This window comes from Bombilactobacillus sp. ESL1094 (assembly GCF_058107425.1).
Map to the genome: position 1 here is coordinate 1,391,016 of NZ_JBYLUM010000001.1, position 24,050 is coordinate 1,415,065.

General features: G+C 38.3%; 23 protein-coding genes. All 23 read left to right on the top strand.

The window, feature by feature from the left end:
• The first annotated feature begins 11 nt into the window (after positions 1–11).
• Positions 12–770: a phosphate ABC transporter ATP-binding protein PstB gene (gene pstB, locus AC3B5S_RS06555; protein WP_489769617.1), complete on the top strand. Its 759-nt coding sequence runs from the start codon at positions 12–14 to the stop codon at positions 768–770.
• A 12-nt stretch (positions 771–782) separates the two neighbouring features.
• Positions 783–1,436, top strand: a complete 654-nt coding sequence (phoU, locus tag AC3B5S_RS06560; RefSeq protein WP_489758261.1) for a phosphate signaling complex protein PhoU — start codon at positions 783–785, stop codon at positions 1,434–1,436.
• Positions 1,437–1,711: 275 nt separating this feature from the next.
• The gene (locus AC3B5S_RS06565; RefSeq protein ID WP_489758262.1) at positions 1,712–2,776 is read left to right on the top strand and encodes a 2,3-butanediol dehydrogenase; all 1,065 of its coding nucleotides are present in this window, start codon (positions 1,712–1,714) and stop codon (positions 2,774–2,776) included.
• Positions 2,777–3,001: 225 nt separating this feature from the next.
• The gene (locus AC3B5S_RS06570) at positions 3,002–3,346 is read left to right on the top strand and encodes a phage holin family protein (RefSeq protein WP_489758263.1); all 345 of its coding nucleotides are present in this window, start codon (positions 3,002–3,004) and stop codon (positions 3,344–3,346) included.
• Between the two features lie 21 nt (positions 3,347–3,367).
• The gene (hprK, locus tag AC3B5S_RS06575) at positions 3,368–4,297 is read left to right on the top strand and encodes an HPr(Ser) kinase/phosphatase (RefSeq protein ID WP_489758264.1); all 930 of its coding nucleotides are present in this window, start codon (positions 3,368–3,370) and stop codon (positions 4,295–4,297) included.
• Between the two features lie 2 nt (positions 4,298–4,299).
• Positions 4,300–5,133 (top strand): prolipoprotein diacylglyceryl transferase, encoded by an 834-nt coding sequence (lgt, locus tag AC3B5S_RS06580; RefSeq protein WP_489758265.1) that lies wholly within the window; start codon positions 4,300–4,302, stop codon positions 5,131–5,133.
• 69 nt (positions 5,134–5,202) lie between these two features.
• The gene (gene trxB, locus AC3B5S_RS06585) at positions 5,203–6,141 is read left to right on the top strand and encodes a thioredoxin-disulfide reductase (protein ID WP_489790245.1); all 939 of its coding nucleotides are present in this window, start codon (positions 5,203–5,205) and stop codon (positions 6,139–6,141) included.
• A 171-nt stretch (positions 6,142–6,312) separates the two neighbouring features.
• On the top strand, positions 6,313–7,482 hold the full coding sequence (locus AC3B5S_RS06590) for an alpha/beta fold hydrolase (RefSeq protein ID WP_489790246.1): 1,170 nt from the start codon (positions 6,313–6,315) through the stop codon (positions 7,480–7,482).
• 226 nt (positions 7,483–7,708) lie between these two features.
• Positions 7,709–9,430 (top strand): phospho-sugar mutase, encoded by a 1,722-nt coding sequence (locus AC3B5S_RS06595; RefSeq protein WP_489790247.1) that lies wholly within the window; start codon positions 7,709–7,711, stop codon positions 9,428–9,430.
• Positions 9,431–9,653: 223 nt separating this feature from the next.
• Positions 9,654–11,666 carry an excinuclease ABC subunit UvrB gene (gene uvrB / locus AC3B5S_RS06600; RefSeq protein WP_489790248.1) on the top strand — a complete coding sequence of 671 codons (2,013 nt, stop codon included), beginning with the start codon at positions 9,654–9,656 and terminating at the stop codon, positions 11,664–11,666.
• Entirely contained in the window at positions 11,666–14,512 is a 2,847-nt protein-coding gene (gene uvrA / locus AC3B5S_RS06605) for an excinuclease ABC subunit UvrA (RefSeq protein ID WP_489790249.1), read from the top strand. Before uvrB ends, uvrA begins: the two co-directional genes overlap by 1 nt.
• 196 nt (positions 14,513–14,708) lie before the next feature.
• On the top strand, positions 14,709–15,605 hold the full coding sequence (gene rapZ / locus AC3B5S_RS06610) for an RNase adapter RapZ (protein ID WP_489790250.1): 897 nt from the start codon (positions 14,709–14,711) through the stop codon (positions 15,603–15,605).
• On the top strand, positions 15,602–16,630 hold the full coding sequence (locus tag AC3B5S_RS06615; protein ID WP_489769623.1) for a gluconeogenesis factor YvcK family protein: 1,029 nt from the start codon (positions 15,602–15,604) through the stop codon (positions 16,628–16,630). The genes rapZ and AC3B5S_RS06615 overlap by 4 nt, the downstream gene beginning before the upstream one ends.
• 36 nt (positions 16,631–16,666) lie before the next feature.
• Positions 16,667–17,617: a DNA-binding protein WhiA gene (gene whiA, locus AC3B5S_RS06620; protein ID WP_489758273.1), complete on the top strand. Its 951-nt coding sequence runs from the start codon at positions 16,667–16,669 to the stop codon at positions 17,615–17,617.
• A gap of 12 nt (positions 17,618–17,629) precedes the next feature.
• The gene (locus AC3B5S_RS06625) at positions 17,630–18,310 is read left to right on the top strand and encodes an SDR family oxidoreductase (RefSeq protein WP_489790251.1); all 681 of its coding nucleotides are present in this window, start codon (positions 17,630–17,632) and stop codon (positions 18,308–18,310) included.
• Positions 18,311–18,589: 279 nt separating this feature from the next.
• Positions 18,590–19,606 (top strand): hypothetical protein, encoded by a 1,017-nt coding sequence (locus AC3B5S_RS06630; protein ID WP_489790252.1) that lies wholly within the window; start codon positions 18,590–18,592, stop codon positions 19,604–19,606.
• Positions 19,607–19,766: 160 nt separating this feature from the next.
• A complete protein-coding gene (locus AC3B5S_RS06635) occupies positions 19,767–19,901 on the top strand; it encodes a bacteriocin (RefSeq protein WP_489769626.1) in 135 nt (44 codons plus the stop codon).
• A 474-nt stretch (positions 19,902–20,375) separates the two neighbouring features.
• On the top strand, positions 20,376–21,218 hold the full coding sequence (locus AC3B5S_RS06640) for a sensor histidine kinase (protein WP_489769627.1): 843 nt from the start codon (positions 20,376–20,378) through the stop codon (positions 21,216–21,218).
• A gap of 2 nt (positions 21,219–21,220) precedes the next feature.
• Positions 21,221–21,964 (top strand): response regulator transcription factor, encoded by a 744-nt coding sequence (locus AC3B5S_RS06645; protein WP_489758278.1) that lies wholly within the window; start codon positions 21,221–21,223, stop codon positions 21,962–21,964.
• A 133-nt stretch (positions 21,965–22,097) separates the two neighbouring features.
• On the top strand, positions 22,098–22,451 hold the full coding sequence (locus AC3B5S_RS06650) for a YisL family protein (RefSeq protein WP_489758279.1): 354 nt from the start codon (positions 22,098–22,100) through the stop codon (positions 22,449–22,451).
• A gap of 19 nt (positions 22,452–22,470) precedes the next feature.
• Entirely contained in the window at positions 22,471–23,127 is a 657-nt protein-coding gene (locus tag AC3B5S_RS06655; protein ID WP_489769629.1) for a CPBP family intramembrane glutamic endopeptidase, read from the top strand.
• Positions 23,128–23,137: 10 nt separating this feature from the next.
• Positions 23,138–23,440 carry a DUF4176 domain-containing protein gene (locus AC3B5S_RS06660; RefSeq protein WP_489769630.1) on the top strand — a complete coding sequence of 101 codons (303 nt, stop codon included), beginning with the start codon at positions 23,138–23,140 and terminating at the stop codon, positions 23,438–23,440.
• 2 nt (positions 23,441–23,442) lie between these two features.
• Entirely contained in the window at positions 23,443–24,024 is a 582-nt protein-coding gene (locus AC3B5S_RS06665) for a 5-formyltetrahydrofolate cyclo-ligase (RefSeq protein WP_489790253.1), read from the top strand.
• Positions 24,025–24,050 lie beyond the last annotated feature (26 nt).

A 24,050-nucleotide genomic window follows, 5' to 3' on the forward strand; every position in this document is an offset into this window, starting at 1 on the left:
AGGGGGAGTATATGACAGCAGATATTTTAACGGCGCAAAATGTACATGTGTTTTATGGTACTAATGAAGCGTTGAAAGGAATTAATTTAGCCATTAAACAGCATGAAATTACTGCCATGATTGGTCCTTCCGGGTGTGGCAAATCAACTTTTTTGCGCTGCTTAAATCGGATGAATGACCTAATTGCAGATGTTAATATTCAGGGACAAATCGAATTAAAAGGACAAGATATTTATGCGCCTACTATGAATACTGTTCAACTGCGAAAACAAGTTGGCATGGTCTTCCAGCAACCCAACCCGTTTCCATTTTCGATTTATGATAATGTGATTTACGGATTAAAATTGGCGGGGATTCGTGAGCGGCAAGTTTTGGATGAAGCTGTCGAGACTAGTTTAAAAGCAGCGGCTGTTTGGGACGATGTTAAAGACAAACTACATCAAAGTGCCCTGGCCTTATCAGGTGGTCAACAACAGCGAGTTTGTATTGCACGGGTTCTAGCAGTTAAGCCCGAAGTCATCTTATTAGATGAACCAACTAGTGCTTTAGATCCCATTTCAGCCACTAAGATTGAGAATATGTTATTGGAACTACGCCAGAATTACACCATGGTAATTGTGACCCACAGTATGCATCAAGCGTCTCGAATTTCTGATCAAACGGCGTTTTTTTATCAAGGTGAGTTAATTGAAATGGATCAAACTAAAAAAATATTTCTGAATCCACAACAGCAAACAACCGAAGACTATATTAGTGGACGGTTTGGCTAGAAAGAGGTTTTTATGCGGAGTGATTTTACAACAGAATTAAACAATTTACATGTTCGCTTTGCGGAGATGGCAATGATGGTGAATGAAGCTCTCAAAAAAGCGATGACCGCTTTTATGCAGAATGATTTAACCATGGCACAAGCAGTAATTGATAATGATCAATATATTAATAATCGTGAAGTCAACTTAGAACAAAAGTCATTTGAAATGATTGCTTTGCAGCAACCTGTGACGTCTGATTTGCGGATGATTGTAACTATTTTAAAGGCTAGTTCAGATTTAGAGCGGATGGGAGATCATGCGGTTCGCATTGCTCGCACGACCTTGAAACTTAAAAATAAAAATGCAGTTGGCCAAGTGAAACTACAGTTAGAACAACTAGCCCAACAAGTTGAAGTTATGTTTAATCAGGCATTAGATGCGTATTTAACCAATGATGCGCAAAAGGCGATAGTTGTTGCTCAGCAAGACGAACAAATTAATCAACTGGCTCATGAAATTGATCATCTTTGTGTGGCAGAAATGAAAGCTAATGCGCAAAGTATTGATGATGGAACTTCTTATTTATTAGTGGCGACCCATTTGAAACGCATTGGCGATTATGTCACTAATTTATGTGAGTGGGTCGTCTATCTTCAAGAAGGAAAAATCTGCGATTTAGGTTAACCAAAAGTTGCTGTAGGCGGGTTAGAACAATAGTTAAAAAATGTCATTAGAAAGTTTTAGACTAGCTGGTGGTGTTTTTACAGACTTTGTTCTAACCTATTTTTGTTTTTGAGCAGAAAGATAAATTTTGTTAAAGAATTAACTTATTTCATCTAGAATTATTTTGAGCAAAGTGATATTATTTACATGTTGAATACGGTTGCATTAAAAAGCAAATAAATAAATTATGCAGCGATATCTGACATTTAGTTATTGAATAATTGGGAGGCAAAATCATGAAAGCAGCAAGAATCTATGGTAAACAAGATTTACGAATCGAAGATGTTGAATTAGATGAGCCAAAATCTGACCAAGTTCAAATCAAGGTGAAAGATATTGGTATTTGTGGCAGTGATATTCATATGTACCAAGAAGGCACTGGTATCCCATATAAGAAGCATCCGTTAACCGGTAAAACTGTACCAATTACTGAAGGACATGAATTCTCTGGTGAAGTTGTGAAAGTCGGCTCCGACGTAACGAATGTTCAAGTTGGTGATCATGTTTGTGTTGAACCTATTATTGCCTGTGGCAAATGCGAATTTTGTCGCAAAGGCTTGTACAACTACTGCACACGTGGTGTGGGTCCCGATGGCAGTTTGCAATTTATTGGTTTTTCCGATGATGGTGCCATGGCTGAATATGTGAATGTGAAAGATATTTATACGTTCAAGTTGCCTGAAGGCATGGACTATGAATTAGGTGCCTTAGTAGAACCGACAGCTGTCACTTATGAAGCAGTGCGTGATAGTGGTTTGATTGCTGGCCAAACAGTTGCTGTTATTGGTGCAGGCCCAATTGGCTTGTTAACAGCTTTGGTAGCTAAATATGCTGGTGCAACTAAAGTTTATATTGCTGATTTATCACCTGAACGTTTGGCTAAAGCTAAGGAATTAGGCTTTAGTGACGTTATTAATTCTGGCGAAGTGGACCTAGTTAAACATGTTTATGAAGAATTACCACAAGGAGTGGACGTAGTCTTCGAATGTGCTGGTGCGCAACCAACTTTAGACCAGGCGGTGCAATTAGTTGCTCCAGCTGGTGTTTTAGAGATTGTGGCTTTATTTAATGGCGATTATAAATTCGACATTACCACTTTGCAGAACAAGGGTGCTGATGTGCATACGATTATGGGTTATGCCAATGCTTTCCCACCTTCCATTGGAATTATTAACCAACACCGCGACGTCTTCAAACAATTAGTAACTAAGAAGATTAGTTTGGATGATGCTGAAGAAGGTATTAAGTCATTGATGACTGATAAATCACAAGTGAAAGTAATGATTTCTCCCGAACTTTAAAAAATAGTTTTTGACTAGCTGATTTTGATTTGTTTCATACTATTGCCTGATGTCTATTAGGCGCAGTTGATACAAGTTGAGATCAGCTTTTTTTTATTATTGCCATTGAAAAAATGATTGCTTTTCAATTGGAGCAAAAATGATTCGAACGTTGTTCAAACAGAACCACGGTGATGTATGCGGGATATGCTATAATGAAAAAATAATGTTAAGGAGAGCCGAGCTTTGAAATTAATTTATCAGACCGTGATTAATACTTTGCTATTTATGGCCATTGCCAAAGTCCTGCCAACACTGTTTTATCTGAGTGATTGGATTACTGCTTTAATTGCTGGTTTTGTTCTAGTTTTGTTGAATTTAACAATTAAGCCATTACTGAAGATTATTTCTTTTCCAATTACGCTACTGACCTTTGGCTTGTTTTCGATTGTCATTAATGCCTTAACTTTAGAGATCATTGCCACCTTAGTTCCAGGTTTTGTATTTCATAATTTTTTAGCCGCAATGTTGACGGCTGTTCTAATGTCATTTGCAAATTCATTTGTTGGTTATCATGTTTTTCAAAGATAAAGTTGAGAGAGGATTTAATTGATGGTAACAGTTCAAGATTTAATCGATCATACGAATATTCAAGTTTACAGTGGAGCAGAATTTTTAAGTGAACGCAATATTACAGAAAGTGAAATTTCTCGACCAGGATTGGAACTAACTGGTTATTTTGATTATTATCCTGCGGAACGGGTTCAATTATTTGGTCAGACGGAGACCTCTTATGCGCAATCAATGACCTCCAAGAATCGTTACCATATTTTACGAGAAATGGCGACTGATCAAACACCAGCGTTTGTTTTTTCTAGAGGCATTCAGCCGTCAACGGAGATGCAGCGTGCCGCGAAAGAACATCGTATTCCTATTTTGACGTCACCCTTAACGACCACTCGAGTTTCCAACATTATTACGCAATATTTAGAAAAGGTTTTGGCGCCCCGGAAAAGTATTCACGGCGTCTTGATTGATGTTTATGGCTTAGGAATCTTGATTAAAGGTGATTCCGGGATTGGCAAAAGTGAAACAGCCTTAGAATTAATTAAAAATGGTCATCGTCTAGTAGCGGACGATCGCGTCGATGTTTACCAACAAAATGAGCATACGATAGTTGGTGAAGCTCCCCAAATTTTAAAAAATTTAATGGAAGTACGCGGAATTGGCATTATTGATGTGATGAATTTGTTTGGTGCAAGTGCGGTCAGAACCTCTATGGAAGTGCAATTAATTGTTAATCTAAGCGCTTGGTCAGAAGATCAGAATTATGATCGGATTGGGACAGACAATCAAACGGAACGGATTTTTGATGTTGATGTACCTTCAATGGTGATCCCGGTCAAAGTCGGGCGAAATATCTCTAATATTATTGAAGTGGCCGCTATGAATTATCGAGCTAAAAAATTAGGATATGATGCTGCCGCCCGTTTTGAAAAACAATTAAATAATTTAATCAAAGAACATTCAGAAAGTGAGTAAGTATGAGTTTAGCTTTAAATCCAATTTTTGTGCAATTTGGCCCCTTTGAGATCCATTGGTATGGGGTCATTATTGCTTGTGGTGCGATTTTAGGAGTTTTGTTAGCTTTAAACGAAGCTCCTAAACGGCAAATTATGAAGGATGACTTAATTGATCTAGTGCTCTGGGGAATTCCGTTTGCACTCATTGGTGCACGTATTTATTACGTGGTGTTTCAATGGTCTTTTTATTCGAAATATCCGAGTGAAATTATTAAGATTTGGCATGGCGGTATTGCCATTTATGGTGGCTTGATTGCTGCTTTTATTGTGGCAATTATCTTTACTTATGTTCGACAACTACCGTTTTGGTTAATCTTAGATATTGCTGCGCCGAGTTTATTAGTGGGACAGCTGATTGGGCGCTGGGGCAATTTTATGAATCAAGAAGCTTATGGTGCAGTGACTTCAGCACATTTTTTGCATGCTTTACATCTACCACCATTTATTATTCATCAAATGTATATTGCTGGGGCTTATCGCCAACCAACGTTTTTATATGAATCATTGTGGAACTTAGTCGGTGTGATTTTACTATTGAGTTTGCGTCACCGACCGCATTTGTTTAAGCAAGGTGAAGTCTTTTTAAGTTATGTATTATGGTATTCTTTTGGCCGCTTTTTTATTGAAGGAATGCGGACTGATAGTTTATACTTATTGAACATTTTAAGAGTTTCTCAAGTTTTGTCGTTAGTTTTGTTTATTGGCGCTGGTGTCCTAATATATTATCGGCGTAAAAAAGTGCAACCACCAGATTATTTGGCCGGAAGTGGCTTAAAATTTCCCTATCAACGTTAGTGGAAAGCACAATACTAGCTTTTGGTCAATTTAACTCTTATGATTATTATGTGATAAAAAGTAGAAAGTGTGGCTCAAATGCAAGAATATGATGTAATTGTAATTGGCGCGGGACCTGCCGGCTTAACGGCCGCTTTGTATGCTTCACGGGCTAACTTGAAAGTCTTAATTTTAGATCGGGGCATTTACGGCGGGCAAATGAACAATACTGCCGAGGTGGAAAATTATCCCGGGTTTGATTCCATTATGGGACCGGATTTAAGTGAAAAAATGTATCATTCAACCATTCAATTTGGCGCCAAGTATCAATACGGAATGGTGACGGCTGTTGAGGATCATCAATCTTATAAAATCGTTAAAACTAGCGATGAGACTTTTAAGACGGGAGCTTTAGTGATTGCTACTGGCTCAGAGTATAAAAAAATCGGGGTTCCTGGCGAAGAAGATTATTCCGGTAAAGGTGTCTCTTATTGCGCTGTTTGTGATGGGGCTTTCTTTAAAAATGAAGATTTAGCGGTCATTGGTGGTGGTGATTCTGCTGTTGAAGAGGGAATTTATCTAACTCAACTAGCTAAATCAGTCACCATCATACACCGGAGAGACCAACTACGGGCCCAACCAATTTTACAAAAGCGGGCCTTTGCGAATGACAAAATTAAGTTTATTTGGAATGCCGACGTTGAGGAGATTCAAGGCGACCAAGCAAAAGTCACTGGCGTGAAATACCGTGATAAAATCTCTGGTGCCGAGCAAGTGCTACCAGCTAGTGGTGTGTTCATTTATGTTGGTATTCAACCTAATACACAGCAATTCAGTGACTTAAAGATTACTGATGAAGCTGGTTGGATTATTACGGATGATCAAATGCAAACCCCAGTTCCAGGAATTTTTGCAGTGGGTGATGTGCGCAAAAAGACTTTGCGGCAAATTACCACAGCAGTTGGTGATGGTGGCTTAGCAGGTCAAAATGTCTTTAATTATTTACAAACTTTAACTGATGAAAAATAGCTAGTTTAGTTAATTATTTGAATTACAAGAACAAGTCGCGTGGAAAAGTTTTTAACTTTTGTACGCGGCTTTTTTGGTATCAATTAGTATTTGTAGCTTTTTGAGAGCAAGTACTTGCATTTAAAAACTATTACTGATACGATTCATTTGTGTTAGAAAGGAGTGGCGACAATGTATCAAAAGTATATGGACAATGAGCAATTTAATTTTCAAATTAATCGTTTTTTAGAACCGTATGAAAAAGACGTAGCAGTACAAAAGGTTATTGCACGAACAGCTTTGCAGATTAAAAGTCGTCAAGATTGGTATGAAGCTTGGAATCAGCTAGCAATGAAGACGGCACAAAAAGCCACAGCAACTCAGCAAATGAAAGATTATGGCTTAGCTTCGACTTATTACCAGTTGGCAGATTTCTTTTTGACTGAGCAAGATGAACGCAAGCAAGCAACTTATCGAGGATATGTTGATAATTTTTACCATAGTATTGACACCACTAACTTGATTTTTGAAGATGTTCCTTATCAAAAAGGTATTTTGCCAGTAGTTCGAATCAATCATCCGCATGCGCAAAGAACTTTACTATTTCATGGTGGTTTCGATTCTTATTTGGAAGAAATGCTTCGTTTAGTCTTTCAATACGGTTTATATGATCAATTACCAAATTATAATTTTGTTTTGTTTGAAGGTCCTGGTCAAGGACGAGCTTTACGTTCAGGGTTAGCTTTAACTTCTAAGTGGGAAGAACCCGTGGGGTATTTGCTTGATTATTATCAATTAGACTCAGCTGATTTATTGGGAATGTCTTTGGGCGGATATTTATCTGTGCGAGCCGCTGCTAAAGATCATCGAATTCGGCGCGTGATTGCCTATGATGCAATGTTGAGTTTAAGTGATGCATTGGTAATGAAGTTGCCCCAAGCTAGCCAATATTTAGACCATTTAGACGATCCGAAAATTGCGACTAGTTTTAATGACTTTTTGGTTAAATTATCCAATAATAATGTTGATTTAGCTTTTAAAATGCAAAAAGGCATGGATATTACGTTAACTAAGCAGCCTGTTGATTTTGTAAAAGAGGCTTTAAATTATACCTTGAAGGGAGTATTAGATGAAGTAATAGCAGATGTATTATTAATAGGCGGGACTAAAGATTTATACGTTCCTGCAGCTGTTACTTTAAAAGAAGCAGCAGGTCTAGTTAATGCCAGATCTCTGACGGTGAAAATTTTAACGGAGGCTAGTGGCGGTGCTAGACATTGCCAAGTTGGAGATAAGAAATTGGCTTTTCAAATATTAACTGAATTTTTAAGTTCGAATAATTTAATGACGAATAAAAATTGAGTTGAATTAATTGCTTAAGTTAGCCACTCGAAAAGTAAAGGGCACCGAGATAAAAATTCAGCATCATTTTTTTAACAAAACTCCCAGCAGTTAAATTATTTCTTAAATATTTGGAACGGTCGCGTTTTTTCATTTAGAATAATTAAGTTGTCGTAACCACTTTTCTTAGTTGAACGGTATAATGAATTAGGAAGCTTTAAATAACTAACAAGGTGGAGGCTGAACCATGAGTTGGCAAGATAATTATCAAGTATGGGCACAATATCCGCATTTGGATCCGACTTTACAACAACAATTAACGAAATTAGCAACAGATACGAAACAATTGGAAGCCGCTTTTTATGAACCATTAGAATTTGGAACGGCTGGCATGCGGGGGTTAATGGGTCCGGGCATTCATCGGATGAATTTATATACTGTTCGCCAAGCGGCAGAAGGTTTGGCCAAATTGATGGATACTTTGACACCACAAGAAAAAAACAAAGGCGTGGTCATTAGTTTTGACTCTCGGTACAATTCTCTTTTGTTTGCACAAGAATCTGCGCGGGTTTTAGGTCAACATCAAATCCCAGTTTACCTATTTGACAGTTTGCGACCGACACCGGAATTGTCATTTGCCGTCCGGCATTTGCAAACTTATGCAGGCATTATGATAACGGCCAGCCATAATCCGGCCCCTTATAATGGCTTTAAAATTTATGGTCCTGATGGTGGGCAAATGCCACCGAAAGAATCAGATTTGATTACCAAATATGTGCGCCAAGCAGCCGATTTATTTCAAATTGCTGTGGCGGACTTACATGAATTACGGCAGCAACATTTATTAACAATGATTGGCGAAGATGTAGATCAAGCTTATCTCAAAGCTATTCAAGCAGTTTCAATTGACCGCCAGTTACTGGCTGATTATTCGCAAATGAAATTTGTTTATACGCCATTGCATGGAACGGGTAAAATGTTGGCGGGTCGCGTTTTTGAACAAGCTGGACTGAAAAATATGCAGTTAGTGAGTGAACAGGCGATTTTTGATCCCGAATTTGCCACGGTTCAATTTCCAAATCCGGAATTCGCGGAAACATTTAATCTAGCGATTCGCGATGGTCAAAAGAGTGCGGCTGATGTTTTAATCGCAACAGATCCCGATGCCGACCGCCTAGGAGCAGCTGTCTTGCAACCAGATGGCAATTACCAATTAATGACGGGCAATCAAATTGCTTGTGTTTTGTTGGAATATATTTTAAAGACTAAGCAACGCTTGCATCAATTACCTAAGAATGCGGCAGTGGTTAAATCAATTGTCTCTACCGAATTAGCAACGAAAATTGCCAATCATTATCAAGTTCAAATGATTAACGTTTTGACCGGTTTTAAGTTTATTGCGGAGCAAATTCAACAATTTGAACAAACGGGGGAACATCAATTTTTATTTGGGTTTGAAGAAAGTTATGGTTATTTGATTCAACCGTTTGTCCGGGATAAAGATGCGATTCAAGCTAGTTTATTATTAGCTGAAGTGGCCGCGTATTATAAGAGTCAGAATTTGACTTTGTATGATGGCCTACAACAAATCTACCAACAATACGGTTACTTTAAAGAACAAACGATTGCGAAGACGTTTGCTGGTGTCGACGGTGTACAGCAAATGCAGACTTTGATGCAACAATTTCGTCAGCAAGTGCCCCAAACCATTAATGGGACCGCTGTTGTTAGTGTCCAAGATTTTCAAAGTGGTCAACAAATAAATTCTGATGGAACCCAAGCAACATTAAATCTGCCCCAGTCCAACGTCTTGAAATTTATCTTAGCAGATGAAACTTGGATTGCGGTGCGGCCATCGGGTACAGAACCCAAGATTAAAAATTATGTGGGAGTTTGTGCCGATAACCAGGCCACGGCTGATGCTAAATTAGCTGCTTACGCTCAAGTGGTTAATGCGTGGTATGACTAAGTTGAAAACTTTTTGACTGCGGATTAGTTTAAGGTTATATGTTAATGGCGAAAATATGTTCGGAGTGGTATGATATGAACCACTAGGTTAAAAACTTTATGAAGAGTCAAATTACTAAAGTAAGTTTATCCTTTAGAATTTGGCTTTTTTGACTTTAAAGATTTAAAGTGAGTCGCACTTGAGACGAAAAGAATGCTCGTATTGATGTTAAGGAGGACTCAGAGTGATTGATCGGATAACAGATAATCAATTTGAATTAGTTTCTAAGTATCAGCCGGCAGGTGATCAACAACAAGCTATTGATCAATTAGTAACAGATTTTCAAAAGGGTAATCGTACGCAGGTGTTAAAAGGAGCTACCGGAACTGGAAAAACTTTTACCATGGCCAATGTTATTCAAAAATTGAACAAACCGACGCTCGTGATTTCCCATAATAAAACGCTGGCTGGTCAGTTGTATGGTGAATTTAAGGAATTCTTTCCTCATAATGCGGTGGAATACTTTGTGAGTTATTATGACTATTATCAGCCGGAAGCTTATGTGCCTTCTAGTGATACCTATATTGAAAAAGACTCCAGTATTAATGATGAAATTGATAAATTACGTCATGCGGCGACTTCGGCATTACTAGAACGTAATGATGTGATTGTGGTTGCTTCCGTTTCGTGTATCTTTGGTTTAGGTGATCCGCGGGAATATCAACAAAGTGTCATTTCCTTGCGGTCGGGGCAAGAGATTAGTCGCGATGAATTACTCAAGAACTTAATTAATAATCAATTTGAACGTAATGATATTGACTTTCAGCGGGGCCGTTTTCGGGTACGCGGTGATGTGGTCGATATTTTTCCAGCGTCACGCGATGATCATTCTTTACGCATTGAATTTTTTGGCGATGAAATTGACCGGATTTTAGAAATGGATCCATTAACTGGGGAATTAATTGGCGAACGTCCGCAGGTTTCGATCTTTCCGGCAACGCATTTTATGACTAATGAAACACAAATGCAGGCCGCTTTAGAACGCATTTCTTTGGAATTGGACCAACGTTTAAAAGAATTAAAACAGGCTGGTAAATTGCTGGAAGCCCAACGTTTGGAGCAGCGTACTAATTATGATATTGAAATGATGCGAGAAATGGGATATACGTCAGGCATTGAAAATTATTCGCGACACATGGAAGGGCGTAGCGAAGGCGAACCGCCGTTTACATTACTTGACTTTTTTCCCGATGATTTTAACATTATGATTGATGAATCTCATGTGACGATGCCCCAAATTCGTGGCATGTATAATGGTGATCGCGCCCGTAAGCAGATGCTAGTCGATTATGGCTTTCGCTTGCCAAGTGCTTTGGATAACCGCCCGTTAACTTTAGCGGAATTTGAACAGCATGTTAATCAGATTTTGTACGTTTCTGCAACGCCGGGGCCTTACGAAATGGAACAAACTAACGAAGTGGTGGAACAAGTAATTCGTCCGACTGGTTTGTTAGATCCTGAAATTGAAGTACGGTCGATTATGGGCCAAATTGATGACTTAGTAGGGGAAATTAATCAGCGTATTGAGCAACACGAACGGACGTTAGTGACGACTTTAACTAAAAAAATGGCTGAAGATTTAACCGACTATTTAAAAGATTTGAGCATTAAAGTGGCCTATTTGCACAGTGATATTAAAACTTTGGAACGCACGGAAATTATTCGGGATCTGCGGTTAGGCAAATACGATGTATTGATTGGCATTAATTTATTACGTGAAGGCATTGATGTACCAGAAGTGTCCTTAATTGCAATTTTGGATGCCGATAAAGAAGGTTTCTTACGTTCCGAACGGCCGTTAATTCAAACTATTGGGCGGGCTGCACGGAACGTTCATGGTCATGTCATTATGTACGCTGATCATATCACCGATTCGATGAAAGTAGCGATTGAAGAAACTAAACGGCGGCGGCAAATTCAGCAACATTTCAATGAAGTCCATCATATTCAACCGCAAACAATTCAAAAGCCAATTCGCGCAGCGATTACGGCCTTAAAGACTGTTGATAATAGTAGCAGTCAAGAACAAGCAATTACGCAAGATCCGTTTGATTTTAATAATATGACCAAAAAGGATCAGACAGAACTGTTGACGCAATTGACTGATCAAATGAACCAAGCTGCCAAAAAATTAGACTTTGAACAAGCAGCCAATTTACGCGATACAATTTTAGAATTGAAAGCAGAGATTGATTAATGGTAAACGAAAATATTGTCATTCACGGTGCCCGTTCGCACAATTTAAAAAATGTCGACGTCACAATTCCACGCAATAAACTAGTGGTCATGACCGGTTTATCCGGTTCTGGTAAAAGTTCTTTAGCCTTTGATACTTTGTATGCTGAAGGACAAAGACGGTATGTACAAAGTTTATCTTCTTATGCCCGCCAATTTTTAGGACAAATGGATAAACCGGATGTGGATTCAATTGATGGCTTAAGTCCCGCCATTTCTATTGATCAAAAAACAACATCCAAAAATCCGCGTTCTACCGTCGGCACTGTCACTGAAATTAACGATTATTTACGATTATTATGGGCGCGTGTTGGGACTCCGATTTGTCCGAATGATGGAACACCAATTACAAGTCAATCAGTGGAACAAATGGTTGACCGGTTATTACAATTACCCGAACGTACCAAGGTGCAAATTTTGGCGCCAGTTATTCGTGCCAAAAAAGGCCAGCATAAAAAAGTTTTGGCCAAAATTGCAAAGCAAGGTTATGTCCGTGTCTTAATTGACGGTGAGCAGCATGAAGTTAATGAACAGCTAGAGCTCAACAAAAATCAAAAACACGATATTTCTGTTGTGGTGGATCGGGTAGTTATCAAAGAACAGATTCGTTCGCGGCTGTTTGATTCGATTGAATCGGCCTTACGGTTATCCGATGGTTATATGACCGCCGATGTGATTGGTCAAAAGGCGTTAGTGTTTTCAGAGCACTATGCCTGTCCTTTATGTGGTTTTGGCGTTGGCGAGTTGGAACCGCGCTTATTCTCATTTAACGCTCCGTTTGGTGCTTGTCCGGAATGTGATGGTTTGGGGATGAAACTAGAAGTTGATCCCCAATTGGTGGTTCCTGATCCTGATTTGACGATTGCACAAGGGGCAATTGTTCCTTGGAGTCCAGAGCATTCTCAATATTATCCACAGGTATTGGAACAAGTTTGTGAGCAGTTGCAAATTCCTCAAGATGTGGCTTTTGCCAAATTATCACCTGCACAACAACAAACCGTTTTATATGGTAATGATCAACAAGAAATTCATTTACACTTTGATAATGATTTTGGCAGTGTCCGTGATGTTGATACCTATTTTGAGGGGGTCATTCCTAATATTAAACACCGGTATGAAAAACCTTCCAGTGCTTTTATGCGGGAAGTGATGCGGAAATATTTTACAGAGTTACAATGTCCGCTTTGTCATGGGCAACGGTTAAACCAAAAAGCCCTGTGCGTTCAAGTCAATGGTCAAAATATTGCCGCTGTGTCCGATTTAGCCATCAAACAAGTTTTGCCGTTCTTTCAAAGTGTTAAGCTGTCGCCACAAAATCAGGTGATTGCGCAACCAATTTTAAAGGAAGTTATTGATCGTTTATCCTTCTTACAAAATGTCGGTTTGGACTATTTAACTTTATCACGAGCAGCGGGAACTTTGTCTGGTGGTGAAGCTCAGCGGATTCGTTTAGCCACGCAAATTGGTTCCAACCTCTCCGGGGTTTTGTATATTTTAGATGAACCCTCCATTGGTTTACATCAACGGGATAACGAACGTTTAATTCGCTCCTTAAAAAAGATGCGTGATTTAGGCAATACGCTCATTGTGGTGGAACACGATGAAGATACGATGCGGCAAGCTGATTATTTGATTGATGTCGGTCCAGGCGCTGGTGCTGCTGGGGGCCAGATTGTGGCAGCAGGAACGCCGGCAGAGGTTCAGGCGAACCCGCAGTCGTTGACAGGACAGTATTTAGCTGGTAAAAAATATATTGCCTTACCAGCACAACGGCGCGCAGGTAATGGGCAATATATTGAAGTAACTGGTGCGGCGGAAAATAATTTAAAAAAGATTGATGTACAATTTCCGCTAGGCAAATTTATTGCGGTGACTGGTGTTTCGGGTTCCGGCAAGTCATCATTAGTTAATACGATTTTACAACGCGCTTTAGCTCAAAAAATCAATCATAATTCGCAACGCGCCGGTCAATATCAAAATATTACGGGTTATCAACATCTAAAATCTTTAATTAATATTGATCAAAGCCCGATTGGTCGCACTCCCCGGAGTAATCCTGCAACGTACACAGGGGTCTTTGATGATATTCGGGGCTTGTTTGCGCAAACTAACGAAGCCAAAGTGCGGGGTTATACAAAGGGCCGGTTTTCTTTCAATGTCAAAGGTGGTCGGTGTGAAGCCTGCAAAGGTGACGGCATTATTAAGATTGAAATGAATTTCCTACCAGATGTTTATGTTCCTTGTGAAGTTTGCCATGGAACTCGTTATAATTCAGAAACCTTGGAAGTAACTTATAAAGGCAAGACGATTGCCGACGTGTTGAAAATGACGGTAATGCAAGCTTTGGAATTCTTTGATCATTTACCAAAGATTAAGCGGAAGTTACAAACTATTGTTGATGTGGGGCTAGGCTATGTCCAATTGGGCCAATCAGCAACAACTTTGTCTGGTGGTGAAGCTCAACGGATGAAACTAGCTTCTGAACTATACAAGAAAGTCGATGGGCAAAACTTTTATATCTTAGATGAGCCGACAACTGGGTTGCACGTTGATGATGTCAAACGACTTTTGGCGGTTTTACAACGCTTGGTGGATCAAGGAAATACCGTTTTAGTGATTGAACATAATCTGGATGTCATCAAATCGGCAGATTGGTTAATTGATTTAGGACCTGAAGGCGGTGACTTGGGTGGTCAAGTTGTGGCCACAGGAACCCCAGAAGAAGTAGCTGCTAATCCGCACTCATATACCGGGCATTATTTGCAACCTGTGTTAGAACAAACACCACGGGCAAAAGACTTGGATTAATATCCAAGTTTTTTTAATACTACGGGCTAATTATTTAATCGATAAGAATTGTTAATTGATAAAATAATCTCTATAATAAGTTTGTTAATTTCAGTAAGAGTAGTTGAAGTTTAAATTTGCTAGGACTTGTCAGTAAAAATTTTGCTGTCAGGATAGATACTGCAACTTAGTGGCGAGTAAAGGAGCGGATGACTGAGTGACTAAGCAACAAAAAAAGACGGATTTAGTAATTATTTCCGGAATGAGCGGTGCTGGTAAGACAGTAGCGGTTCAGGCTTTTGAAGACATGGGTTATTTTTGCATTGATAATTTACCACCAGCTTTATTAGGTAAATTTATTCAGCTAGTTCAAGAAGCAGGTAATATGAACAAAATTGCTGTAGTCATTGATTTACGGTCACAGGTTTTTTATGATCAGCTTTTGAGTAGTTTAACGGGACTAGAAGATTACTCAACGATTCAAACAAAAATTTTATTTTTAGATGCGACTAATGAAGAGTTAGTGGCACGTTACAAAGAAACTCGACGCTCACATCCATTGGCTATGGAAGGACGCTTGATTAATGGCATTGTCAAAGAACGCCGTTTATTAAAGCCACTATACCAACGAGCGGCTTTAATCGTTGATACCACTAATTTAACATCGCGCCAATTACGCGCCGAAATTTTTCATCAATTTGATCAACAACAAGTAACGCCGTTTCACATTGTGGTCATGTCCTTTGGCTTTAAGTATGGTGTGCCTATTGATGCAGATGATATGATGGATGTGCGCTTTTTACCTAATCCGTATTATGATCCAGTGATGCGGCAACAAACGGGGCTTCAAAAAAATGTTGCGGCTTATGTTTTTAGCCAAACCGCAGCACAGCAATTTTATCAACAATATTTTACTTTAATGAAAACGATCATTCCGCAATATCAACAAGAAGGCAAAACGATGTTGACAATTGCCATTGGTTGTACTGGTGGCCAGCACCGTTCGGTCGCCATCGCTCAACGATTAGGAGAAGATTTACAACAATTAAATTATGATGTCAAAATTGATCATCGAGATATCAATCGACATAAGGAGTCGGTGAATCGTTCATGAGAGATACTACGAAGACTATCAAGGTTATTAAAGGGCGGAAGCCTAAAATCACGGTAATTGGTGGTGGAACAGGCTTACCTGTTATCCTACACAGTTTACAGCAATTAAATGCTGACATCACAGCCGTAGTGACTGTAGCAGATAATGGTGGCTCCTCCGGAGCTATTCGTAATTATATTAATGTGGTTCCCCCAGGAGATATTCGTAATGTGTTAGTTTCTTTGTCTAATTGGGAGCAATTACCGTTAGACGTTTTTCAATATCGCTTTAATAGTGATGATTCTTTTTTGGCGGGGCATGCGATTGGCAATTTGGTGATTGCGGCTTTATCAGAAATGTATCAAAATGATATTTTTGATGCAGTGCAACAGTTGGCCAAAATGATGGAGGTGGAAGGACACGTCTTTCCAGTATCTAATTCACCACTGACTTTGCATGCTGAATTTACAGATGGTACGCAATTAGCTGGTGAACACGAAATTACTTACGCAGGTAAAAATATTCAACGCGTCTGGGTGAGTGATACCAATAATCCCCAGCAAAAGCCCGCGGCAGTTTTGCCGGTCTTAGCAGCTATTATGCAGGCCGATGTGATTGTGTTAGGACCGGGAAGTTTATTTACGAGTATTTTACCGAATTTAATGATTAGTAATGTGCAGCAGGCTTTGCAACAAACTTCAGCAGAAGTGGTTTATATTTGTAATATTATGACGCAGATTGGCGAAACTGTTAATTTTACAGATGCAGATCATGTGCGGGTGTTGAATCGTCATTTGGGCGGGCACTATATTAACACCGTGTTAGTTAATGGTAAGCCAGTTCCGAGTGATTATATGGATCATGAAAAATACAATGAATATTTGGCGCAAGTTAAGTCGGATTTTGCAGGCTTACGGCAACAAGGCTGTCGTGTCATTACGGATGATTATTTATCGTTGCATGATGGCGGTGCCTTTCATGATGGTGATAAAGTGGCGCGAGAATTGTTAAACTTGGCTTTTCAAGCGGGCACTAGAAAACAATAAAAATGAGTTTTGTATGTAAAAAAGGTGGTATGTCTGATGGCTTCTTATGCCAGCACTGTCAAAAAAGAATTAACTAGTCTAGAAGTTCATCCAGAGCATGCGCGGGCCGAATTATCGGCTTTAATTCGAATGAATGGCAGTTTATCGTTAGTTGATCATCATTTTATTTTGGATGTTCAAACAGAAAATCCCGCGATTGCGCGGCGGATTTACGCGTTATTGCAACAGTTGTATACCGTGGAGGCGGATCTAGTGGTTCGTCGCAAAATGAAATTGAAAAAGAATAATCAGTATATTGTACGCTTGCGCCGGCAGGTGCAGCCTATTTTAGCCGATTTACGTATTGTAGAAGTTAATGGCTTTCAAATTCGGACTGATATCCCAGCAGATGTGCTGAATTCCAAACAACGCGCGCGGTCTTATTTGCGGGGGGCCTTTTTAGCTGGGGGAAGTGTCAATAATCCGGAAACTTCTAGTTATCATTTAGAAATTTATTCCTTATATGAAGATCAGAATCAGGGGATTTTGCAATTGATGAATCAATTTAACTTGCATGCGCGGGCGACGGCTCGGCGCAGTGGTTATATTGTTTACTTGAAAGAAGCTGAAAAAATTTCGGACTTTTTACGGGTGATTGGCGCCACGTCAGCAATGTTAAAGTTTGAAGATATTCGCATTGTGCGCGATATGCGGAATTCAGTTAATCGTTTAGTCAACTGTGAAAATGCCAATATTAATAAGACGATTAAGGCGGCGAGTCAGCAAGTTGAAAATATTAAATTTTGGCAAGATAATTTTGGTTTAGAAACGTTACCCCCGAAGCTTAAGGAAATTGCGGAATTACGTTTAGCTAACCCGGAGATGTCTCTAACCGAATTAGGACAGCTAGTACCCAGTGGCTCAATTTCTAAGTCCGGAATTAATCACCGTTTACGCAAACTTAATGATTTGATTAAAAGTAAAAGAACTGCTGGATTAGAAGTTTAAGGAGATAAAGTAATGCGTGTTTTAGTGGTAGGAGCTCATGGTCAAATTGGACGATTAGTAGTTCAACAATTACAGTCAGAACCACAAATTCAGGTTGTGGCGGGTCTAAGACAGTCTGCGCAAATCGCTGCTTATCAAGCTCAGGGTGTGGCTACGCAATTCATTGATTTGGCCGGTGAGTTAAATCAACTGGTGCAAGCAACCCACAATATTGATGCAGTGGTGTTTGCCGCGGGTTCTGGTGGCAAAACTGGGGCGGATCAAACCATGATGATTGACTTAGATGGGGCGATTAAAATGATTCAAGCTGCTCAGTTAGCGCAGGCCCAACGTTTCGTGATGGTTAGTGCTCTCCAAGCTGACAATCGTGGATTATGGTCTTATCAACGGCAGGCGTTATCAACGGGAAATTATTATTACGCTGCTAAATATTATGCTGATCAATGGCTACTACACAGCGGCTTGAATTATACAATTATTCGCCCGGCAGTTTTAACTAATGCTGTTGGGCAAGGACGTATCCAACTAGCACCACGGTTGAGTTTACAAGCTGATGCGGGCTTGCGCTCTATTGCCCGCGCTGATGTAGCGGCAACCATTGTGGCTTGTTTAAAAAATCCGCTCACGATTAAGCAAGCATTTGACCTCAGTAGTGGGGAACAACCAATTGAGCAAGCAATTGCCAGTTTTTAAGTAAAATTATTAATTGAAAAATTACAGCTAGGATCAAAGTTGTCTAACCATTAGACACTAGAGGTCCTAGCTTTTTTAGTAATTTAAGCCAGTAATTGTGATAAAAAATATTGCAAAAAGGTTTGAAATTGATTAAGTGTCAGTTTGTTTTATGGTTCAATTAAAAATATTTTGCATTTTAAACAATACTTTCGTTTTTGAATTTGTTCACATATGTTATTATTAAACTAAAATAAAGTTTTTGTGTATTTTTTAATTAATGAATTGAAGGGATAATTTTTGAAAAAAGACAAATTAATTTATTTAATTCAAGCAGAAATCAGTAGCCTTAACCAAAGTATCAATGAAAATAATCTATCAACTATTGTGGTGCGGATGCAGGAACAATTAAATATTTTATCAGCCATTGATAAAGCTACTTTTTTGGATGCTGACGTGCCTCTATCGGCACGGGATTTGCCAGCAGAATTATCAGCTGGCGGTCCTAAAGCACAGGAGGTTACGGGATATTTTAAGCAATTATTACGCGGAGGAATGCTTGATCTAACTCAACCTGTTCCAGTTCCGGAAGCAGTTGTCCGGCAATTAAATTTACGTTCAGGAGATCTTGTCCGCGCCACCTTGACATCAGAAACTGTTAATGTGCAAAACACTGTAGAATCACCATATCAGTTTGAAGTTTTGGATCGTAGTTGTGAAGTCGCGTTGGCTGTGCGAGAAGTTAAGTCGCAATTATTAGTGCAACAGCAATCTGATTCTGATCAATTGTATATTGAATTTAATGATGATTCTGGAACGCAAAAGATTATTTTATTAACTGATGAAGATATTGAACCTTTTCAATTGGCAGCAGGAGATGTGGTTGATTATGCCCACGAAATTAATAATCCAGCATCTGGCAAAATCATTTGGAAATATTCAAATACTGAAAATATCACTAGGCCCGTGCTCGAAGCGACCACTGCTAAACATAAACGGCGCAAGTTTAAGCCCCTTTTTAAGGGATTAAAGATTTTAACTATTGGTAGTAAATTGGCGGAAACGAAAGATACAATTACTTTAAGAGCTGGCGATTATCGCTCCTTAACTGGTCAGGAAGCACCGCAAGTTTTAGCAGAGCAGATTCAGGATGCAGATTTAATTGTGGTCTTTAATAAGAATCTTAGTTCCACTGAATTAAAAACTGTGCGGCAAATTTGTAAAGAATATCAGAAAGTGACGACTTATACCAAAGATTTAACCGGAACGCCCTTAGCCACCCGATTATCATTAATGAAAAAGCAGCTGAATAAATAAAGTTGAGATATTTTTTGGCTTGAAATAATTAAAATCTAATCAAATGATTATAAATAGATTAAAATGATTTTGATTATGGGCGAAAAGTAAGCGTTAATAAAATATTGCTGACTAATTTAATTCTTGGACTATAATATCAGTTATAAGGGAGGTATTTATTATGTTGAAGAATTTATCAGATACAGAATTACAAAAAGTTACCGGTGGTGCACAAGCTTCTACAATGGCAACGGTAGTTGCACCAAATGAACCACTTCATGAATGGATATGGCACTTAATTCACAAACATGGATAATAGATGATTTTTGTTAATTTATGGGTTGATATTTTTGATAATTTTTTTATCTTATATTTGGTGTTAAATCTTATTCATTACTTTAATCGTAAATATCATTTGTACTTTATTCTTACGGATCTATTAGTAGCATTCTTTTGGGGGTGTATTGGTAGTGAAGTAGGTAATTTGTATTTTTTATTATGGCTAATTTCTTCTATATCTTTTTCATTTATTAAATATAAAAAGTTGGATTATTTTAGCTATACTATTAAGACTGTATCTATTGTCCTTTTAATTTTTATCAGTATTTTTGTACAATTTATATTTAGAATATCTAATGTTTACAATCTTTATAATAATGTTGGGGTGGTATTTTGGGCTAACTTTATTACCTTAATTTTAATAGTTTGCTTTATAAGCATAGATGCTTTTTATAAATTTAAAATAACAAATTTTTTATTTTATTTTAAAACTATGGATTTATCTAAGTACTTGTTTATTTTTATTTTTACGCTGTTTCTTATTGTAGAAGCTATTTTAGTTACTAGTGATAAAGTTAAATCCACTTATACTGCATTATCATTAATTTTGTTATTATTTGTGGTCTTTGCGACATGGACAATAGTTTACGCTTGGCTATTTTTTAAGGCTTATGTAGCGCGGCAACAGGCCGAGCAAAGGGTTAGAGAAGATCGCCAACTGCGTGCAGATTTATCTAGTATTGAACAGCAATATTCAGAGTTACGCAAATTTAAGCATGACTACCAAAATATGTTATTGGGTTTAGAAGGTTTTGTCAAAAATGGTAATAATCAACAATTAACTGATTATTATCAAGAGCTACTAAAGCAACAACCGATTAAGCAAGATTTGAAGCAGATGACCATTGCGAATATTGATTATTTAAAAAATGATCCAATTCGTGGCTTGGTTATCCAAAAGTTTTTAACAGCTCAACATGCCGGCGTTCAATTACGGCTTGAATTAACTCAAGAAATTCGATTACAACAAGTTAATATTTTGACAGTTGTTAGAGTTCTGGGAATTTTGTTAGATAATGCGATTGAACAAGCACAAAAAGAAAAAGATCAAGTTGTTGGCTGTTCGTTTGTGGCATCTACTGGTCAAGTCGAGATTGTGGTTGATAATGCAGCATCGAATATTAAAAATGTGCATCAATTATTTGAATCCGGGTATACAACGAAAGCTGCTCATCAAGGTGTGGGATTAACTAATGTCCGGCAGTTAATTAGAGATGATGAACAACTTTGGTTAGATACGCAACTAGGTGAGAACCACTTATGTATTACATTAATAATTACAGAGGAGGGATAGTGATGCTCCCAGTATATTTGCTTGAAGATAATCAAGAACAGCAAATACAGTACGCTAAGATTATTCGTAGTGCAATTAGTGATAATCATATGGACATGGAGTTGATTTGTCAGACACTATCGCCACTGGAATTATTATCAATGGCTCAAGAAAGCGATAGCAATTACGGCTTGTTTTTCTTAGATATGGAAATTAATAACAATACGCATGCTGGTCTGCAATTGGCGGTAGAAATTCGTCACTTATTACCACAAGCTAAGATTGTTTTTATTTCTATCCATGATGAATTAGCCGTGATGACTATTGAACGGCGAGTAGCACCATTAGATTTTATTGATAAAGATCATGGCTTGGATAGCGTTGAAACCAAAATACGTGAAGATTTACATTTAGCCATTTTGGACTATCAAGCGATAGAACAACCACAACAGCGAATGTTTTCTTACCGAATTGGTAGTCGTTATTTCACGGTTCCGTTAGATCAGGTATTATATCTGACGACGGCAGAAGTTGCTGCTGGTCATGTCTTGTTGCATACCAAAACGCGGGAAACTGAATTTTTAGGTAGTTTGAATAATTTGGCACATCGTTATCAAGAGCTGTTTCGGAGTGATAAGAGTTATTTAGTCAATTTGCAACAACCTTGTAAGTATGATAACAAAACTAAACAATTAAGGTTTCAAGATGGTAGTAGCGCATATGTTTCTTTGCGTCGGGCGCGAGAATTGATTAAATATTTGCGTTAATTAGTGAAGAATTGCAGTAATAAAAAATGTTCGTGTAATCTGTTAAGATTTGCGAACATTTTTTGTGTAATTATTGCTTAATTACAATGATCTACTAAAATAAAAGTTATTAAATTGGAAAGGGTGAAGTTAGATGTTCTGGCCTTGGTTACATTTAATTGTCGTACTAATTTTAATAATTGCAGTCATTAGTGGTTTACGAAAAAATGGGCAACATCCCAAATTATGGGCAATGATTGCGCGGCTAGGTTATTTAGTATTGTTAATCAGTGGAGTAGTCATGTTACCTTATCCGTGGCATGAACATCCATTATTAACAATTATCAAACTTTTGGCAGCGTTGGTCTTAATCGGAATTATTGAAATGGCTTTTGCGAAAAAGCAGCAACATAAATTAACTAGTAACTGGTTATGGCTGATGCTATTGGGAGCTGTCATTGTCATTACCTTAGGCTTTTGGCTCACTAGTGGTTTTCCATTATTTTAAAAAGTGAGGATTATTTTGTATGAAAGTAACTAGAAGTAGCCAACGAAATGTACGGCACATTGCAGTTTTAGTTGGTTATTTTTTATTGTATTCGTTGGCGCAAACGCCTATTGCTATCCCCTTATTGCAACGACAAGTGTCAAGCTTAGAATTGATCCTACTGCTTGTCTTATTGTTCATCTTGATGGGAGCATTGATTGCTGCATTGTGGAATAAATACCGCCACTTACCAGCTTTGCGAACAACTTGGCCACCTGTCAAACATGCGGGGCTTACTTTTGTCGGCTTATTTATTATAATGTTCTTGATTGGTCTTTTAAGTAATTTGTTTCCGACCTCTGCTAATCAACAAGAACTGGATTTATTGGCTAAAAAATCGCCAATTATGTTGAACTTGTTTACGATTATTTTTGGTCCCATTATCGAAGAATTCATTTTTCGTGGATTATTTTTTAAATATTTTTTTCCAAAGTTAAAAAATAATGGACAAACGGTCTTAGCAATTGTTTTGTCAGGTGCAATTTTTGGATTGATGCATGCTCCGGCTTTTAGTTTAGTAGTCATTCCCTATATTTTAGCTGGTTGTTTGTTAGCAACCACGTATGTTTTGTATCAAGGCGATATGCGCTATAACATTGCTTTACATTTTTTGAATAATTTAATTGCATCATTGTAAGGAGAATCATATGAAAATTTTACCAATTGGCTCAGTAGTAACCTTAAAGGGTGATCAGGAAACGCCCTTAATGATCGTGAACCGTGCAGCACTGTTTGAAGAAAAGAAAAATCAAATTGGTTATTTTGATTATTCGGGTGTTTTGTATCCCAATGGTGTCGATGAAACCGAAGATTTTTGCTTTTTTAATCAAGAAGATATCAAAGAGGTACTTTTTGAAGGGTATCGTAACCAAGAAGAACAAGAATTTGCTCAGCAATACGATCAATTGGTGGCGCAAAGTGGCTATCCTAAGTTAAAGAGTACGTTATAGTTATGACGGCAATTGAGCAGCAGAAGGCGCAGTTACGTCAAGAACTTTTAAAACGGCGGGCGCAGCTATCACCGAGCTATCGTAAACAAGCAACCAAAGTTATCACGAACTTGTTAATTAATTTGCCACAGTTTCAAATGAGTCATACAATTTTTACTTATTGGTCCGTGGGTTCTGAATTAGCGACGCAGCCTTTGGTTAAGGTGGCGCAAAGTGAGCAGAAGGTGATAGCCTTACCGCGAGTTTATGCACAACATCGGATGCAAGCGCAACTGTTTCAAGGACAACGAGCACTACAAAAAAGTTCTTTAGGAGTTTTAGAGCCACCAATCACAGCGCCTATTATTGCTCCAGCAGAATTAGATTTAGTGATTGTACCGTGTTTAACTTGCTCCTTAGTGGGCAAACGTTTGGGTTATGGTGGCGGTTATTATGATCGTTATTTACAACAACAGTCTTTAACAGCAACGACAGTGGCATTATGCTTTGCGCAGTTGCAAAGCGCACAAGTACCAGTAACGCCGCTAGATTATCCTGTTGATTTTGTGATTACTGAACAAGGTGTTAGTAAAGTGATTGAATAAAAAAAACACGGCCATCAGGTCGTGTT

Coding starts and splice junctions, on each gene's coding strand:
- AC3B5S_RS06655 (WP_489769629.1), top strand. CDS start 22,471: ATGAAAGTAACTAGAAGTAGCCAACGAAATGTACGGCACATTGCAGTT.
- pstB (WP_489769617.1), top strand. CDS start 12: ATGACAGCAGATATTTTAACGGCGCAAAATGTACATGTGTTTTATGGT.
- AC3B5S_RS06650 (WP_489758279.1), top strand. CDS start 22,098: ATGTTCTGGCCTTGGTTACATTTAATTGTCGTACTAATTTTAATAATT.
- phoU (WP_489758261.1), top strand. CDS start 783: ATGCGGAGTGATTTTACAACAGAATTAAACAATTTACATGTTCGCTTT.
- AC3B5S_RS06645 (WP_489758278.1), top strand. CDS start 21,221: ATGCTCCCAGTATATTTGCTTGAAGATAATCAAGAACAGCAAATACAG.
- AC3B5S_RS06660 (WP_489769630.1), top strand. CDS start 23,138: ATGAAAATTTTACCAATTGGCTCAGTAGTAACCTTAAAGGGTGATCAG.
- AC3B5S_RS06665 (WP_489790253.1), top strand. CDS start 23,443: ATGACGGCAATTGAGCAGCAGAAGGCGCAGTTACGTCAAGAACTTTTA.
- uvrA (WP_489790249.1), top strand. CDS start 11,666: ATGGTAAACGAAAATATTGTCATTCACGGTGCCCGTTCGCACAATTTA.
- whiA (WP_489758273.1), top strand. CDS start 16,667: ATGGCTTCTTATGCCAGCACTGTCAAAAAAGAATTAACTAGTCTAGAA.
- lgt (WP_489758265.1), top strand. CDS start 4,300: ATGAGTTTAGCTTTAAATCCAATTTTTGTGCAATTTGGCCCCTTTGAG.
- AC3B5S_RS06590 (WP_489790246.1), top strand. CDS start 6,313: ATGTATCAAAAGTATATGGACAATGAGCAATTTAATTTTCAAATTAAT.
- AC3B5S_RS06635 (WP_489769626.1), top strand. CDS start 19,767: ATGTTGAAGAATTTATCAGATACAGAATTACAAAAAGTTACCGGTGGT.
- AC3B5S_RS06625 (WP_489790251.1), top strand. CDS start 17,630: ATGCGTGTTTTAGTGGTAGGAGCTCATGGTCAAATTGGACGATTAGTA.
- AC3B5S_RS06615 (WP_489769623.1), top strand. CDS start 15,602: ATGAGAGATACTACGAAGACTATCAAGGTTATTAAAGGGCGGAAGCCT.
- AC3B5S_RS06595 (WP_489790247.1), top strand. CDS start 7,709: ATGAGTTGGCAAGATAATTATCAAGTATGGGCACAATATCCGCATTTG.
- AC3B5S_RS06565 (WP_489758262.1), top strand. CDS start 1,712: ATGAAAGCAGCAAGAATCTATGGTAAACAAGATTTACGAATCGAAGAT.
- hprK (WP_489758264.1), top strand. CDS start 3,368: ATGGTAACAGTTCAAGATTTAATCGATCATACGAATATTCAAGTTTAC.